The sequence below is a fragment of the Curtobacterium sp. 458 genome (genome assembly GCF_030406605.1).
GTDB lineage: Bacteria > Actinomycetota > Actinomycetes > Actinomycetales > Microbacteriaceae > Curtobacterium.
In genome coordinates, this window is the sequence record NZ_CP129104.1 from 916,534 (window position 1) to 929,790 (window position 13,257).

General features: G+C 73.5%; 14 protein-coding genes. 8 read left to right on the forward strand and 6 right to left on the reverse strand.

The window, feature by feature from the left end; all coding sequences use genetic code 11:
- Positions 1 to 25 precede the first annotated feature (25 nt).
- Positions 26 to 1,147: a LacI family DNA-binding transcriptional regulator gene (locus tag QPJ90_RS04530; protein ID WP_290133281.1), complete on the reverse strand. Its 1,122-nt coding sequence runs from the start codon at positions 1,145 to 1,147 to the stop codon at positions 26 to 28.
- A 104-nt stretch (positions 1,148 to 1,251) separates the two neighbouring features.
- Here QPJ90_RS04530 and QPJ90_RS04535 point away from each other — a divergent pair, with 104 nt between their 5' ends.
- From QPJ90_RS04535 to QPJ90_RS04555, 5 genes are all read left to right on the forward strand, one after another.
- The gene (locus tag QPJ90_RS04535; RefSeq protein ID WP_290133282.1) at positions 1,252 to 2,658 is read left to right on the forward strand and encodes an MFS transporter; all 1,407 of its coding nucleotides are present in this window, start codon (positions 1,252 to 1,254) and stop codon (positions 2,656 to 2,658) included.
- Between the two features lie 9 nt (positions 2,659 to 2,667).
- Complete coding sequence (gene nucS / locus QPJ90_RS04540) at positions 2,668 to 3,363, forward strand: endonuclease NucS (protein ID WP_290133283.1); 696 nt, start codon at positions 2,668 to 2,670, stop codon at positions 3,361 to 3,363.
- Positions 3,364 to 3,561: 198 nt separating this feature from the next.
- Positions 3,562 to 4,218, forward strand: a complete 657-nt coding sequence (locus QPJ90_RS04545) for an HAD hydrolase-like protein (protein ID WP_290133284.1) — start codon at positions 3,562 to 3,564, stop codon at positions 4,216 to 4,218.
- Positions 4,215 to 5,468, forward strand: coding sequence for an MFS transporter (locus QPJ90_RS04550; protein WP_290133285.1), 1,254 nt, complete (start codon positions 4,215 to 4,217; stop codon positions 5,466 to 5,468). Before QPJ90_RS04545 ends, QPJ90_RS04550 begins: the two co-directional genes overlap by 4 nt.
- 161 nt (positions 5,469 to 5,629) lie before the next feature.
- Positions 5,630 to 7,720: a glycosyltransferase family 39 protein gene (locus QPJ90_RS04555; RefSeq protein ID WP_290133286.1), complete on the forward strand. Its 2,091-nt coding sequence runs from the start codon at positions 5,630 to 5,632 to the stop codon at positions 7,718 to 7,720.
- Here QPJ90_RS04555 and QPJ90_RS04560 read toward each other — a convergent pair.
- On the reverse strand, positions 7,671 to 8,504 hold the full coding sequence (locus tag QPJ90_RS04560) for an NmrA family NAD(P)-binding protein (protein ID WP_290133287.1): 834 nt from the start codon (positions 8,502 to 8,504) through the stop codon (positions 7,671 to 7,673). The genes QPJ90_RS04555 and QPJ90_RS04560 overlap by 50 nt on opposite strands.
- 118 nt (positions 8,505 to 8,622) lie before the next feature.
- Positions 8,623 to 9,264: a nucleoside/nucleotide kinase family protein gene (locus QPJ90_RS04565; protein WP_290133288.1), complete on the reverse strand. Its 642-nt coding sequence runs from the start codon at positions 9,262 to 9,264 to the stop codon at positions 8,623 to 8,625.
- Between the two features lie 37 nt (positions 9,265 to 9,301).
- On the opposite strand from QPJ90_RS04565, the gene QPJ90_RS04570 reads away from it, so the two are divergent.
- The 3 genes from QPJ90_RS04570 to QPJ90_RS04580 all read left to right on the forward strand — a co-directional run bounded on the left by QPJ90_RS04570 (position 9,302) and on the right by QPJ90_RS04580 (position 10,623).
- Positions 9,302 to 9,667, forward strand: coding sequence for a VOC family protein (locus QPJ90_RS04570; protein WP_290133289.1), 366 nt, complete (start codon positions 9,302 to 9,304; stop codon positions 9,665 to 9,667).
- A gap of 82 nt (positions 9,668 to 9,749) precedes the next feature.
- Entirely contained in the window at positions 9,750 to 9,941 is a 192-nt protein-coding gene (locus QPJ90_RS04575; RefSeq protein ID WP_290133290.1) for a hypothetical protein, read from the forward strand.
- Positions 9,934 to 10,623, forward strand: a complete 690-nt coding sequence (locus QPJ90_RS04580; RefSeq protein WP_290133291.1) for a hypothetical protein — start codon at positions 9,934 to 9,936, stop codon at positions 10,621 to 10,623. The genes QPJ90_RS04575 and QPJ90_RS04580 overlap by 8 nt, the downstream gene beginning before the upstream one ends.
- Here QPJ90_RS04580 and QPJ90_RS04585 read toward each other — a convergent pair.
- The 3 genes from QPJ90_RS04585 to QPJ90_RS04595 form a co-directional block, all read right to left on the reverse strand.
- Positions 10,613 to 11,059: an NUDIX domain-containing protein gene (locus QPJ90_RS04585; RefSeq protein WP_290133292.1), complete on the reverse strand. Its 447-nt coding sequence runs from the start codon at positions 11,057 to 11,059 to the stop codon at positions 10,613 to 10,615. The genes QPJ90_RS04580 and QPJ90_RS04585 overlap by 11 nt on opposite strands.
- Before the next feature lie 108 nt (positions 11,060 to 11,167).
- Positions 11,168 to 11,755 carry a hypothetical protein gene (locus tag QPJ90_RS04590; RefSeq protein ID WP_290133293.1) on the reverse strand — a complete coding sequence of 196 codons (588 nt, stop codon included), beginning with the start codon at positions 11,753 to 11,755 and terminating at the stop codon, positions 11,168 to 11,170.
- A gap of 159 nt (positions 11,756 to 11,914) precedes the next feature.
- Positions 11,915 to 13,231, reverse strand: coding sequence for a carboxylesterase family protein (locus QPJ90_RS04595; RefSeq protein ID WP_290133294.1), 1,317 nt, complete (start codon positions 13,229 to 13,231; stop codon positions 11,915 to 11,917).
- Positions 13,232 to 13,257 lie beyond the last annotated feature (26 nt).

A 13,257-nucleotide genomic window follows, 5' to 3' on the forward strand; every position in this document is an offset into this window, starting at 1 on the left:
TCGCCGGCGCGTTCCGCGCACCGCGTCAGCGCGCGGGCGGCGGGGCCGTCGTGTCGCCGATGCGGAGCTCGGAGCGGAAGGCAGCGGGCTGGGCCGGAGCCCCCTCGAGCATGGCGATCGCCGCCCGGGCCGCGGCCTGGCCCTTCTGCACGAACGGCTGCACGAGCGTGGTCAGCTGCCGGATCGGGGTGCGGTGGAACAGGCTGTCGTCGACGGGGATGCCGTCGAACCCCACGACGCTGACGTCCTCGGGCACGCGGAGTCCGGCATCGAGCGCCGCCGAGATCACCCCGACCGCGAGGACGTCGCTCTGCACGACCACCGCGGTGGGCCGAGGCCCGTCGGGGGCGAAGAGGGCGGCCCCGACGATGCGGCCCTCCTCGACCGAGCTCCCGGCCGCCTCGTGCGCCAGCGCGGACGGGAAGACCCCGCGGACCCCGCGCAGGCGTTCGAGCGAAGTGTGCGCGATGCCCTCGGCCTCACGTCCGGGGCTGATCGGCCCGCGTCGGTGGGTGCCGTCGAGCGGCAGCGTCACGACGAGGACGTCGGTGTGGCCGAGGTCGCGGAGGAAGGCAGCGGCGCGGCGCGAGGCCTCCCGGTTGTCGAGCTGCACGGGGACCGCGCCCTCGATGTCGTCCGCCTCGATGGCGACGACGGGGATGTTCCGACGGCGGAGGACGGCGACCGCTGGATCGATCCGGACGTTGCACCCGATGAGCACCACCGCGTCCACCGGGGCGTCGACGAGCGGTCCCACCAACCCGGCGTCGTCGAGCGGGCTGCGGACGAGGAGCAGGGAGGTCCCCGCCTCGCCGGCGACCTCGGCGATGCCGTCGAGCGTGAGGACGTTCACCGGGTCACGGAAGGCGTCGCTCAGCCGCTCGTCCATCACCACGCCGATGACCCCGGACCGACCTCGGCGGAGGGAGCGCGCACGTGGGTCGGGGCCGCCGTAGCCGAGTTCCGCGGCGGCCGCGAGCACGCGCTCGCGGGCTTCGTCCGAGACCGGGCCGGCACCGCTGAACGCGAGCGACGCGGTCGAGGGTGCCACGCCGGCGGCCCGTGCGACCGCGGCCAGGGTCGGGCGCGCGACACGACTGCCCGTCGTGGGTCGCGCCGCGCCGTTCGCGGTTGCCGGTTCGTCCATCGCCCGTTAGCGTAATCGTCAACGGCGGTCGAATCGATTCGACCAGCGGCCCGACACGCAAGACGACGCGGGACCCCACCCAGCACGAGACCCGGAAGAGCACCATGACGACGACGTCCGCACGCACCGCACCGACCACCCGGGCGTGGATCACCGCCGTGTTCGTGGCCTTCACGATGTCCGGCCTCGCGATCGCCACGTGGCTCGGTCGGATCCCGAGCGTCCGCGACTCCCTCGGCGCGACCACCTTCGAGATGGGCCTGCTCGTGCTCGGCATGGCGGTGGGCTCGATCGGCGGCCTCACGTTCGCCGGGCACATCGTCGCCAAGGTCGGCGCCCGTCGGGGTGTGCAGGTCGCGTCGGTCTGCCTCGCGGCCGGGATCGTCTTCGCCGGGTTCGCCGTCACCTTCGGCTGGGGCTTCGCCGCGATCTGGATCGGCCTCGTCGCCTTCGGCTTCGGCAACGGCCTCGTGGACGTCTCGATGAACGTCTCCGGCGCAGCCGCCGAGAAGGCCGGTGGCCGCACGATCATGCCGCTCTTCCACGCCGCGTTCAGCGTCGGGACGCTCGCTGGTGCCGGCATCGGCGCCCTGACCGAGGCGCTCGACGTGCCGGTGGTCTTGCACTTCGCGGTCCTCGGTGTGGTGACCTGCCTCGTCATGCTCGCCGCCGCCTCGCGCTTCGGCGACGAGCACCGGTACGAGGAGCACGAAGGCACCGAGACCAGCCCGACCCCGGTGCAGCTCACCCGCTGGCAGGTGTGGGCGCAGCCGTCCACGCTCCTCATCGGCGTGATCGTGCTCGGCATGGCCCTGGCCGAGGGGTCCGCGAACGACTGGCTGCCCCTCGCCATGATCGACGGCCACGGCCTCGACAACGCCGCCGGTTCCGCGGTGCTCACGGTGTTCCTCGCTGCGATGACCGCCGGGCGCATCGCCGGCAGCCCGCTCATCGACCGGTTCGGCCGTGTCCCCGTGCTCCGGGTGAGCGCCGCCGTCGCCGTCGTCGGACTCGGCCTGCTCATCTTCGTCGACGTCATCCCGATCGCGATCGTCGGCGTGGTCCTGTGGGGCCTCGGGGCGAGCCTCGGCTTCCCGATGGGCATGTCCGCCGCCGCCGACGACCCCCGTTCCGCAGCGCTCAAGGTCAGCGCCGTCGCGACGATCGGGTACGTGGCCTTCCTCGCCGGCCCGCCGCTGATCGGCTTCCTCGGCGAGCACATCGGGCTGCTCGGCGCCCTGCTCGTGGTGTTCGTCTTCATCATCGCCGCGGGCCTGGCGTCCGGTGCCGCCCGCGAGACCGGCGCGGCCGCCGAGACCCTCCGGAAGCGGCGCGCACGTGACGGCGACCACGGCACCACCGACTCCCGCGGGGCAGCACGCGACCAGCAGGCGGACGCGACGCAGCGCGGCGGAGGCGAGCCGCGCCTCCAGGCCGACCATCCGGACCACGCGACGGACGACACGATGGCGGACCCGGCGTCGTCGGGCGGTGCACGCACCGACCGTTAGGATCGCCGGGTGCGTCTCGTCATCGCCCGCTGCTCCGTCGACTACGCGGGGCGACTCTCGGCCCACCTCCCCCTCGCCACGCGCCTGCTCATGCTCAAGGCGGACGGCTCGCTGCTCGTCCACTCCGACGGCGGCAGCTACAAGCCGCTGAACTGGATGAGCCCGCCCTGCTCGATCGAGATGGGCGAGCCGAGCGAGGAGCAGGCCGAGGCCGGCATCACGCAGGTCTGGACGGTGACGCAGAAGAAGACGCAGGACAAGCTCGTCGTCAGCCTGTACGAGGTCATCGCGGACGAGACCCACGACCTCGGCGTCGACCCTGGTCTCGTGAAGGACGGCGTCGAGGCCCACCTGCAGCAGCTCCTCGCGGAGCAGATCGAGCTCCTGGGCGACGGGCACACCCTCGTCCGCCGCGAGTACATGACCGCGATCGGGCCGGTCGACATCCTGGCGCGCGACGACGCGGGGGCGAGCGTCGCGGTCGAGATGAAGCGGAACGCGAACATCGACGCGGTCGAGCAGCTGACCCGGTACCTCGAGCTGATGAACCGCGACCCGCTGCTCCGTCCGGTGCAGGGCGTCCTCGCGGCGCAGACGGTGGCGCCGCAGGCCCGAACCCTGGCCGAGGACCGCGGGATCCGCGTCCTCGTCCTCGACTACGACGCGATGCGCGGCATCGAGGGCGGGCACACCCGCCTGTTCTGACGCGTGGGTCTGCCGGCAACAGGGTCGCGAAACGCGCGCGTTCCGACATCGCGCGCGTCGATCGACGGGTGCAACGTCGAAGCGCGCGCGTTTCGTGGACCCCGCTCACCCGCAGCCGGGAGGCACGGTGCGGGTCCGCCCCGTCGCCGACGGCGGCCGCGTGGTCGTCTCCACGGCCCCGGCTAGGCTGGGTGGGACATGACGCGCCCGTTCACCGCCATCCTCTTCGACCTCGACGGCACCATCAGCGACTCCGCTCCGGGCATCCTCGAGAGCATGACGCACACCTTCACCACCGTGGGCGTCCCCGTGCCGGACCACGCGACGCTCATGTCGTTCGTGGGACCGCCGATCCTCGACACCTTCCACGACGCGATGGGCATGGACGCCGCGCAGGCCGAGCACACCCTCGCCGTGTACCGCGAGCACTACCTCTCGCACGGCGCCCTCGACTCGGCGATGTTCCCGGGCATCGACGTCGTGCTCCACACGCTGCACGAGGCCGGGTTGCCGATCTCGACCGCGACGAGCAAGCCGGAGACCCCGGCGACGTACATCCTCGAGCACTACGGCCTGACCGGGGACATCGACATCATCACCGGCGCGAGCGACGACGAGGTCCGCAGCTCCAAGGCCGACGTCGTCGCGGAGGCGCTGCGCCGACTCGACGCCCGCGGGTTCGACGTCAGCCGTCCCGTGTTGATCGGCGACCGCAAGCACGACGTCGAGGGCGCAGCGGTCCACGGCGTGCCGACGATCTTCGCGGAGTGGGGCTACGGCTCGCCGGAGGAGGCCGAGGGCACCGTCGCCCGGGCCGCGACCCCGCTCGACCTCCTGCCGATCCTGCTCCCGTGACGGGCGCCGTCCGCACCGGGCTCCGCGGGGCCGCGTGGCTGCTCCCCGCCGCCGTCGTCCTCATCGCCCTGAACTTCCGCGGGCCGATCGTCGCGACCGCCCCGGTCATCGGGGACGTGCGCGCCGACCTCGGGCTGACCGCGAGCATCGCCGGTCTCCTGACGACCATCCCCGTGCTCTGCTTCGCACTCGCGACACCGTTCGCGAGCTGGGTGATCGCGAAGGCGGATCCCGAGCGCGCGGTGTCGCTCTCGCTCGTGGTCGTCCTCGTCGGCACGGTCGTCCGGTCGCTGCCCTCGTCGGTGGCACTGCTCGTCGGCACCGCGGTGATCGGCATCGGCATCACGATCGGGAACGTCGTGATCCCGGTGGTCATCCGGCGGGACACCTCCCCGGAGCGGGTCGGACTCGTCACGGGCGTGTACACCTCGGCGCTCAACGTCGGGTCGATGATCACCTCGCTCGGGACGGCGCCGATCGCCGCGGTCTGGGGCTGGCCCGTCGCGATCGCGATCTGGGGTGTGCTCGCAGTCCTCGCCGGCATCGGCTGGACGTACACCGTCGGGGCTCGGGCGGCCTGGCGTCGGCCGGTCGCGGTCGAGCCCGTCGTGGAGACCGGACCGATCGACCAGGTGCTCGGCACGGGGTCGATCCGGACCGTCGACGGCGGTGCGGGAACGACCCCCGTCCGTCCGGCTCGGCGACTCATCACCTGGGGGCTCACGCTGGCGTTCGGCGGGCAGGCGTTCTCGTACTACGCCCTCACCGCCTGGATCCCGACGCTGCTGCACGACGAGATCGGCTTCTCGAAGGAGTCCTCGGGCGCGAGCTCGTCGGTCTTCCAGATCCTCGCCGTCGTCGGGGCGCTCGGCGTCCCGCTGCTCGCGACCCGGTGGCGTCCACGGGCGATCATCGCGCTCGTCGCGTTCCTCTGGCTCGCGATGCCGCTCGGGCTGCTGTTCGCGCCGCAGCTCTGGTTGCTCTGGTCGGTCCTCGGCGGTGCGGCGCAGGGCGGCGGCATCACGGTCATCTTCATCGTCATCGTCCGGATCGTGTCGAGTGACGCCGATGCCCGGCGGATGTCGGCATTCGTGCAGGGCGGCGGGTACCTCCTCGGGAGCGCCGGACCGCTCGTGGCCGGGTCCCTGCACGGAGCCACGGGCGACTGGACGGCGCCGCTGCTCGTCGTCCTCGTGGCCGTGCTGACCCTCGGCGTCGCGGGCACGATCTCGGCGCGTCGGGTCGACTGACCGGTCCTCGGCGTCGGCTGAGCTTCCGGTCAGTCGAGGCCGCACGCGGGCTGGACGTTCCCCGGACGAACCGCACGTCGGCTCAGCGCAGGCTCCGGCTTCGCGGCATGCTGGCGGCAGCGTCGCGGCACACCGTCACCCGGCAGCGCGAGGGTCCAGGGGTGGACACCCGACGTCCGGCCCGGTGGGCCGACCAACACCCCGCGGCGCGGGTCGCACTGCTCCTCGTCCTGACCGGGTCCACGGTGCTGCTCGGGTGGAACCTCGCCCGCGGCGGCGATGCGCCCTTCTACGCGGCGGCCGCCCGCTCGATGTCCGGATCGTGGCACGCGCTGTGGTCCGGGTCCTTCGACCCCTCGGGGACGGTGACGCTCGACAAGCTCAGCGGGTTCCTCGTCCCGCAGGCACTGAGCATCCGGCTGTTCGGCGACTCCACCTCGGCCCTCGCGCTGCCGCAGGTCGTCGAGGGACTCGTCACGGTGTGGGCGTGCTCGGTCGTCGGCCTCCGCTGGGCCGGTGCCGGGACGGGACTCGTCGCCGCCCTCGCCGCCGCCAGCACGCCGATCTTCGTGTCCGTGTTCGCGCACCCGATGGAGGACGCACTCGTCACGGCCGCACTCGCCGTCGCCCTGCTCTGTTGGCAGCGTGCCGCGATCACCGGGACGTGGTGGCCGCTCGTGGCATCCGGCCTCGCGGTCGGGGTGGGGTTCCAGGCGAAGATGCTGCAGGCGTGGTTCATCCTGCCCGCACTGGTGCTCGGCGCACTGCTCGCGGACGCCCGGCCCGACGGACGACGGTGGAGCGTGTGGATGCGGCTCGGGCGGTCCGCGGTGCTCGGTACCGTCGCCGTCGCGGCCTCGCTCGTGTGGATCGTCTGGCTCGCCGCGACGCCCGCCGGGGCACGGCCCGTCGTGGACGGCTCGACGGACGACGACCCGTGGGCGATGGTGTTCGGCTACAACGGGCTCGACCGCTTCCGACCGGGGACGTTCCCGGGGTCGGTCGCCGTGCACCCCTCGGCCACGCCGGCGCCGTCCGGTGACCCGGGCGGGCTGACGAAGCTGCTCGAGCCGCACCTCGGCTCGCAGGTGTCGTGGCTGCTGCCGGCAGCGCTCTTCGCCGTCCTCGTCGGAGCCGTCGTGGTGTGCATCCGACGGCACGACCGGGCCGCGCTGGTCCTCGGCGGCGCGCTCGACACCCGCGCCGGTGCCGTCACGCTCGTCGTCGTGACGGTCTGGCTCGCGACCGCGGCCGCCGTGCTCTCGGTGGCCCGGATCCCGCACACCGCCTACGTCGCCGCGGTCGGCGTCCAGCTCGCGGTCCTCGCCGCCGTCGGCTGGTGCGGGGCGGTCGGCCTGGCGCGCTCCCGGTCCGCATGGCTGCGCGCCCTCCCGCTCGTCCTCGCCGTCGGGCAGGAGGCTTGGTGGCTCTTCCTCGCGCACGGCGCCGGTGAGCCGACCGTCCTCGCCCACGCGGCGCACGTCGTCGCGAACGCGAGCGTCGTCGCGGCGGTCGTGGCACTGCTCTGGCGGCCACGGCAGGTCGCGGGGGGACCGTCGGGGCTGCACCGTGCCTCCCGTGCGGTGATCGCGACCGCCACCGGACTGGCCCTCGTGGCGGGGCCGGCCGCCTTCTCGCTCCAGGCGCTCGACGCGGCACGCGACGGCAGTGGACTCGACGCGTCGGTGGGGCGCACGGCCGACGCGGCGGAGCGCTTCCGTGTCTCGTCGCCGGACTGGCGCGGCGGCGAGCCGACCGCCTACCCGGTCGCGCTCCGCCGGCTCGTCGCGCTCTCGGAGCGCATCGACGGCCCCCGCCACGGCATGCCGCTGTTCCTCACGGACACGTGGCGGCTGTCCTCCCGCGTCATCTCGGCGACGGGGCTGCCGGTCCTGACCGACGGCGGCTTCTCCGGGACCGTCGCGGTGTTCACGACGCACCAGATCCGGGAGCGGATCGACCACGGACTCCGCGTGGTCGTCGTGCGGGAGGGCACCCGTCTCGGCGACCCGGTGCTCCGCGCGGTGCTGCTCGGCGGGTGCCGGACCGTCGGGGACGTCCTCCCGGGCAGGCACCACACCCGCGGGCGCTGGGCCATCGCCGGACTGCGGTGGTCGGTGTGGCGCTGCGGGCTGTCGGGACCCTCGGTCGGCAGCGTGCTCGTGCACCCGGCCGACGGCCACGGCCGGGTCGAGCTGCTCGTCAGGCCTGCTCGAGCACCTCGTGCAGGGACATCGGCCGGCGCCCGGTGACGCGCTCGACGTCGCCCGAGACGTGTGCAAGCGCCCCCTCGGCGATCGCCGTGTAGGTGCTCACCCAGGCATCGGCCTGCCACGGCGCCGGTTCCCACCGAGCGCGGGAGGCGTACGCCTCGTCGAGGGTCTCCGAGTGGTACGTCACGGTGCGCCCGCGGACCTCCGACACCGTCGCCGCGGCCTGCGCGAGGGTGATCGCGGCCGGTCCCGTCAGTTCGTACGTCCGGTCGAGGTGCGACGTCGGCGCCTGCAGCACGGCCGTCGCGACGCGAGCGACGTCGGCGCGCGCGACCGCGGCCATCGCGCCGTCCGCCGCCGGCCCGCGGATCACGCCGTCCTCGCCGACGAGGTCCTCGACGAAGTCGAGGTAGAACGAGTCACGGAGGAACGTGTGCGCCATCGAGGTCGCCCGGATCGCCTGCTCCGTCGCCCAGTGGTCGCGGCCGAGCGTGAACGTCGCGTCCGCCGCCGCACCGACGAACGAGGTGTAGACGACGTGGCGCACCCCGGCCGTCGCGGCGGCGCCGACGAAGGTGCGGTGCTGCGCGAGGCGGTCCTCGGCCTCGGCACCGGACACCATGAGCAGCAGGTCCACGCCCTCGAGCGCGGCGCGTGCGGCCCCGGCGTCGTCGTAGGAGGCGACCGCGACCTCGGTGCCGGGGAGCCGCGGCGCACGGGAGGCGTCCCGCACGATCATGCGGAAGGGCACGTCGGCCGCGGCGAGCGCGTGGGCGACGGCGCCGCCGATGTTGCCGGTGGCCCCGGTGACGGCGATGGTCATGGTCGGTCCTCTCGTGGGGTGCGGGGCCGGCCGGCGCGCGTCGGTCGGGTGGTGCGGGGCTGGCCGGCCAGCGTCGGTCGGGTGGTGCGGGGCCGGCCGGCCCCCGTCGGTCGGACGGTCACGTCCGGACCGTCCTGGAGGCACGGCTCACCGTTGCAGCGACCCGTGCGGCGTTCACGCCGTCCACCTCCACCGCCCACGCGCGCGCTGCGTCGTGGTCGCGCCCGTGCCGCATGTGGCGACCGACCAGGCGGTCGACGCGGACCGCGTCGTCGACGACGCAGGCCCACGTCTCGGTGAGGAGCTCCGGCAGCGCGGTCCACGGCGCCTCGGTGTCGAGGAGGTAGTTCCCCTCGGTCACCACGAGTCGGGTCGCACGCGGGACGGCGATGCTGCCCGCGACGGGTTCGTCGATCCGGCGGTCGAAGTCCGGGGCCCAGACGACCGGTTCGTCCGCGGTCGCCAGTCGACGGGCGAGCGCGACGTACCCGGCGGCGTCGAAGGTGTCGACCGCTCCCTTGCGGTCGTGCCGGCCGAGGGCGTCGAGCGCCGCGTTCGCCAGGTGGAACCCGTCCATCGGCACCTGCACGGCCGTCCCCGCGCCGAGCCGTTCGTCGACCGCGGTCACGATGCGTCGGGCGAGCGTGGACTTCCCCGCGCCCGGAGCGCCGGCGATGCCGAGGACCACCCGGTCCGCGCCCCGTGCCAGTTCCACGGCTCGCTCGACGGCCTCGTCGACGGACATCTCCTGCTGCGGCACGGTGTCATCCTCGCAGGCGCGGTGGTTCACTGGCCGCATGGTCGATGCGACGAAGGCGTTCAGCGGGTTCTCGGTGCGCGACGTCCCGGAGGCGAGGGCGTTCTACGAGGGGGTGCTCGGCGTCCCCGTGACGGAGGAGTACGGCATGCTCTCCCTGCAGGTCGGCGGGACCCACGTGCTGGTCTACCCGAAGGGTCCCGCGCACGAGCCGGCGTCCTTCACCGTCCTGAACTTCCCGGTGCCCGACATCGATGCCGCGGTCGACGAGCTCACCGATGCCGGGGTCGTGTTCCTGCACTACGACGGTGTCACGGACGCGCGGGGCGTGAACCGGCAGGGCGGTCCGCTGATCGCGTGGTTCACCGACCCGTCGGGCAACGTGCTCAGCGTCCTCGAGGAGTAGTCGGGATGTCGTATCCCGAGGATTGCGGTCCTCGGGATGGACCTCCGTACGGTCTTCTCCACACGAGCGGGAGGACACATCGATGGTCATCTGGGTGACGACGACGAAGGAAGGGCTCCTCGCCGAACGCGCGGCGATCCTGACGCGGTTCGGGTTGGACGAGCGGGGCTTCGAGCCGATCGAGGCTTGGCGGGACCTCGACGTCGACGAGTTCCGCGCCAAGCAGCACCTGCTCAACATCGACTGGTCGATGCGGAACCACGAGCATGCGTGACATCGACTCGGCGGTCGAGGACATGCAGGCGCTCGTCAATGCGTCCTTGCCCCACCACGGTGCACAGTTCGTGGCCAGCGTCGGTGCCGACGACTACCGATGGGTGCAGCTCGACGGCTCCGTCCCGTCCGCGCTGACCCTGCTGGCCGACGGCGCGGTACTCGGCTCAGCAGAGATCTGGTTCCGATTCCGACCCGGCCCCTCCTCGTCGGAGGCGGTCGTCGACGCGTCCACGTTCGCACTGTTCCTCGACGGTGAGCGCCAGCCGCTGCTCCGGTTCGAGTACCAGGAGGCCCTGACGTCGACACCACCGGCCCACTTCCACGTCCACGCCGAACGTGGCGCATTCAGTGCGATGCTCACGAAGGCGCACGGCAGGACCTCCGGCCCTCGGAGCGCCGCACGGTTGTCGTCGCTGCACCTGCCGCTCGGCGGCCCGCACTTCCGGACCGGGCTCGCCGACTTCGTCGAGTTCCTCATCGAGGAGTGCGGCGTGGACGCACGACCCGGCTGGCGGAGCGCGGTGCACGAGTACCGGCGGGACTGGCGTCGGGACGAGGCCGCTGCGACGGCACGCCAGTTCCCCGCAGAGACGGCCGAGGCCCTCCGCGCGCTCGGCTGGACGGTCGACGCGCCCTTCGTCGACTGGGAGCAGCGGTCCGCTCGGGCCGTCAGCGTGTGAGCGCGCCCGCCCACGCGAGGGCGATCGGGACGAGGAGCCCGTGTCGGTGGTGGGGCAGCTCGGCGATCGGGATCCACCGGGCCTCGTCGGTGGATCCGTCGAGCTCGTCGCGGAGCACCCCACCGGTGACGGTGGCGCGGAACACCACCTGCACGGCCTTCATCGGGCGGCCCTTCGCTCCGGCGTGCATGCGCCGCTCCCCCGGGACCACGTGGTGCCGGATGCCGAGCAGCGGCCCGACCATGGCGTCCAGCCCGGTCTCCTCCTGCACCTCGCGCACGACGGCCTGCTCCACGGTCTCGTCGAACTCGACTCCCCCGCCCGGCAGCGTCCACGTCCCGGCCTCGGGGAACCGGAGCTTCGCGAGGAGCACCCGGTCGCCCTCGGTGATCACGGCGTACGCCGCGAGCCGGGTGTCGTAGTCCGTGTACTCCATGACCCGACCATGCCAGGAACGCGAGTGCGACTCGTTCAGCCGCGCCGTGCCTCCCGGCTGATGCGGCGGGACGACCGCGCGCCGCCGCTCACAGCGGTGTGACGGTGCTCACGCCGTCGCGACCGTGCTCCACCCGACCCGGAGCCGAGCGACCGCCCGGTCGAACGCCCCCAGCACCTCGGTGTCGTCGCGGAGCATGGCCTGCAGCTGCAGGCCCTCGTACAGCGCGACGAGCTGCTCGGCGGCGTGCCGTGGGGACGCGCCCCGCGACTCGCGCCCGGCGACGACGTCGCGGGTCAGTCCGAGCGTGATGTCCTCGAACGAGTGGGCGTACTGGGCGCGGAACCAGCCCTCGGCCGGGTGACCCGGCGTGGACGCGGCGCTGAGGAGGGCGATCCGCAGCCGGACGAGCGACGGCTCGTCGAGGCCGGCCTGCAACCGGGCACGGAGGTAGGCGACCACGCCGTCCTGCTCGGCGATGCTCCACAGCGCCCGGCGGCTCCCGTTGTTCCAACGGTCCATGACGGCCACGATCAGGAGGTCCCAGATCGGGTAGGCGCGGCACACGTCGTCCTCCGTGAGGCCGGCCGCGCCGGCGATCTCGGCGTGACCCACGCTGTGGAAGTCACCGGACCGGTAGGCCTCGACGGCACCGGTGACCACACGGGACCGGAGGTCGGCGTCGGAATCGGGCATGCCGTCGATCCTGTCCCGACCGGCGGGTGCGGAGCATCGCCCAGTTCAGGGGGTCAGTCCGGGGCGCCGGGGTGCCCCGCCGGTCATGCGGCCACCCGCCAGCCGGTCCCGCCCGCGCGTCAGCGCGTCAGCGCGTCAGCGCGTCAGCGCGTCAGCGCGTCAGCCGCGGTCGAACGCGATCGTCTCGTCGTCCGGCTCCTCGACCCGTCCGGTCCGCGCGAAGTCGGCCCACACCTTCCGGATCCGGCGACCACGCTCATCGACCGCCGCCCAGTCCCGCTCGGGCACGAACGCCGACCCGGCCCACGCCGCACGCCCCCCGAGCAGCATCGGCAGGTCGCTCATGTGCACCGCGCCGGTGGGGCGGGCCGTGGTGCCCCGGAGCAGGCGGTACGAGGTCGCCCGCCCGCCGGCTGCTCGGTGCCGGTCGCGGAAGCGCCGGACGTCCCGTCCGTAGATGGCCTCGGACAGGGGCCGGACGAGCCACCATCGCACGAGGGAGCGCAGTGGGCGGATCCGGGTCACGGCTGCGAGCGCGGGGACGGCCCGGACGAACATCGCCGCCTCGTCGACCGCGGAGCCGATGAGCACGTCGATCCTCGGCGCCACCGCGCGCCAGGCGTCGGCCGCCCGGCGCTCGGTCGGCAGCGGATCGTGCCCGTACTGCGTGCCGAAGGGCATGCCGCCGCGGAGGCCGAACGGTGCGCCCGCCCGGGTGCCGGCCAGCTGCCGCTCGAGGACGTCGTCGAGCGGTGTGGTCGCGCCCACGACACCGACGGCCCGGAGCACCGCGCGTGACATCCGCGCTCGCCGTCGGGAGATGCCGAGCGGAGCGCTCTGGACGATCACGCGACGGAACAGCCCCTCGGTGCCGTCGCTGATCATGAGGTGCGCGATCGCGTCGCCACCGGCCGACTGCCCGAACAGCGTCACGGCGTCCGGGTCGCCCCCGAAGGACTGGATGTTCCCGTGCACCCACCGCAGCGCCTCGACGAGGTCGAGCAGTCCGAGGTTCGCCGGCACGCGCTCCCCGTCGCCGAGGAACCCGAGGACGCCGAGCCGGTAGGTCACCGACACGACGACGACCCGCTGCTCGACCACGAGGTCGTGCGCATCGTGGATGGGCAGGTCGCCGCCGCCGATGACGTACGAGCCGCCGTGGACCCAGACCATGACGGGGAGCTGCTCGTCCGGACGCACGTCGGCGGGGAGCGTGATGGTCAGGCGCTGGCAGTCCTCGGCGACGGCGAGGTGCTGCATCGGGGGCAGCAACTCGTCCACGAACGCTGCTGGCGGCTGCGGCGCGACCGGGGCGGGGGTGACGGCGGCGAACGGTGCACCGAACGCGGGTGCGGGTCGGGGCCGGCCGAAGCGCTCGGCGACGGCGTAGGGGATCCCCTGCGCCCGGACGACGTCCCCGTCGACGCGGGCCTGGACGGTGCCGACCGGGGTGTCGAAGGCGCGCAGATCGGTCACGCCCTCCACGCTAGCGCCGACGCCCG

What these genes read in the sequence shown, in the direction of transcription:
- QPJ90_RS04580 (WP_290133291.1), top strand. Translation starts at nt 9,934, where the DNA reads ATGCGTGACATCGACTCGGCGGTCGAGGACATGCAGGCGCTCGTCAAT.
- QPJ90_RS04590 (WP_290133293.1), bottom strand. Translation starts at nt 11,755, where the DNA reads ATGCCCGATTCCGACGCCGACCTCCGGTCCCGTGTGGTCACCGGTGCC.
- QPJ90_RS04585 (WP_290133292.1), bottom strand. Translation starts at nt 11,059, where the DNA reads ATGGAGTACACGGACTACGACACCCGGCTCGCGGCGTACGCCGTGATC.
- QPJ90_RS04575 (WP_290133290.1), top strand. Translation starts at nt 9,750, where the DNA reads ATGGTCATCTGGGTGACGACGACGAAGGAAGGGCTCCTCGCCGAACGC.
- QPJ90_RS04560 (WP_290133287.1), bottom strand. Translation starts at nt 8,504, where the DNA reads ATGACCATCGCCGTCACCGGGGCCACCGGCAACATCGGCGGCGCCGTC.
- QPJ90_RS04545 (WP_290133284.1), top strand. Translation starts at nt 3,562, where the DNA reads ATGACGCGCCCGTTCACCGCCATCCTCTTCGACCTCGACGGCACCATC.
- QPJ90_RS04535 (WP_290133282.1), top strand. Translation starts at nt 1,252, where the DNA reads ATGACGACGACGTCCGCACGCACCGCACCGACCACCCGGGCGTGGATC.
- QPJ90_RS04530 (WP_290133281.1), bottom strand. Translation starts at nt 1,147, where the DNA reads ATGGACGAACCGGCAACCGCGAACGGCGCGGCGCGACCCACGACGGGC.
- QPJ90_RS04570 (WP_290133289.1), top strand. Translation starts at nt 9,302, where the DNA reads ATGGTCGATGCGACGAAGGCGTTCAGCGGGTTCTCGGTGCGCGACGTC.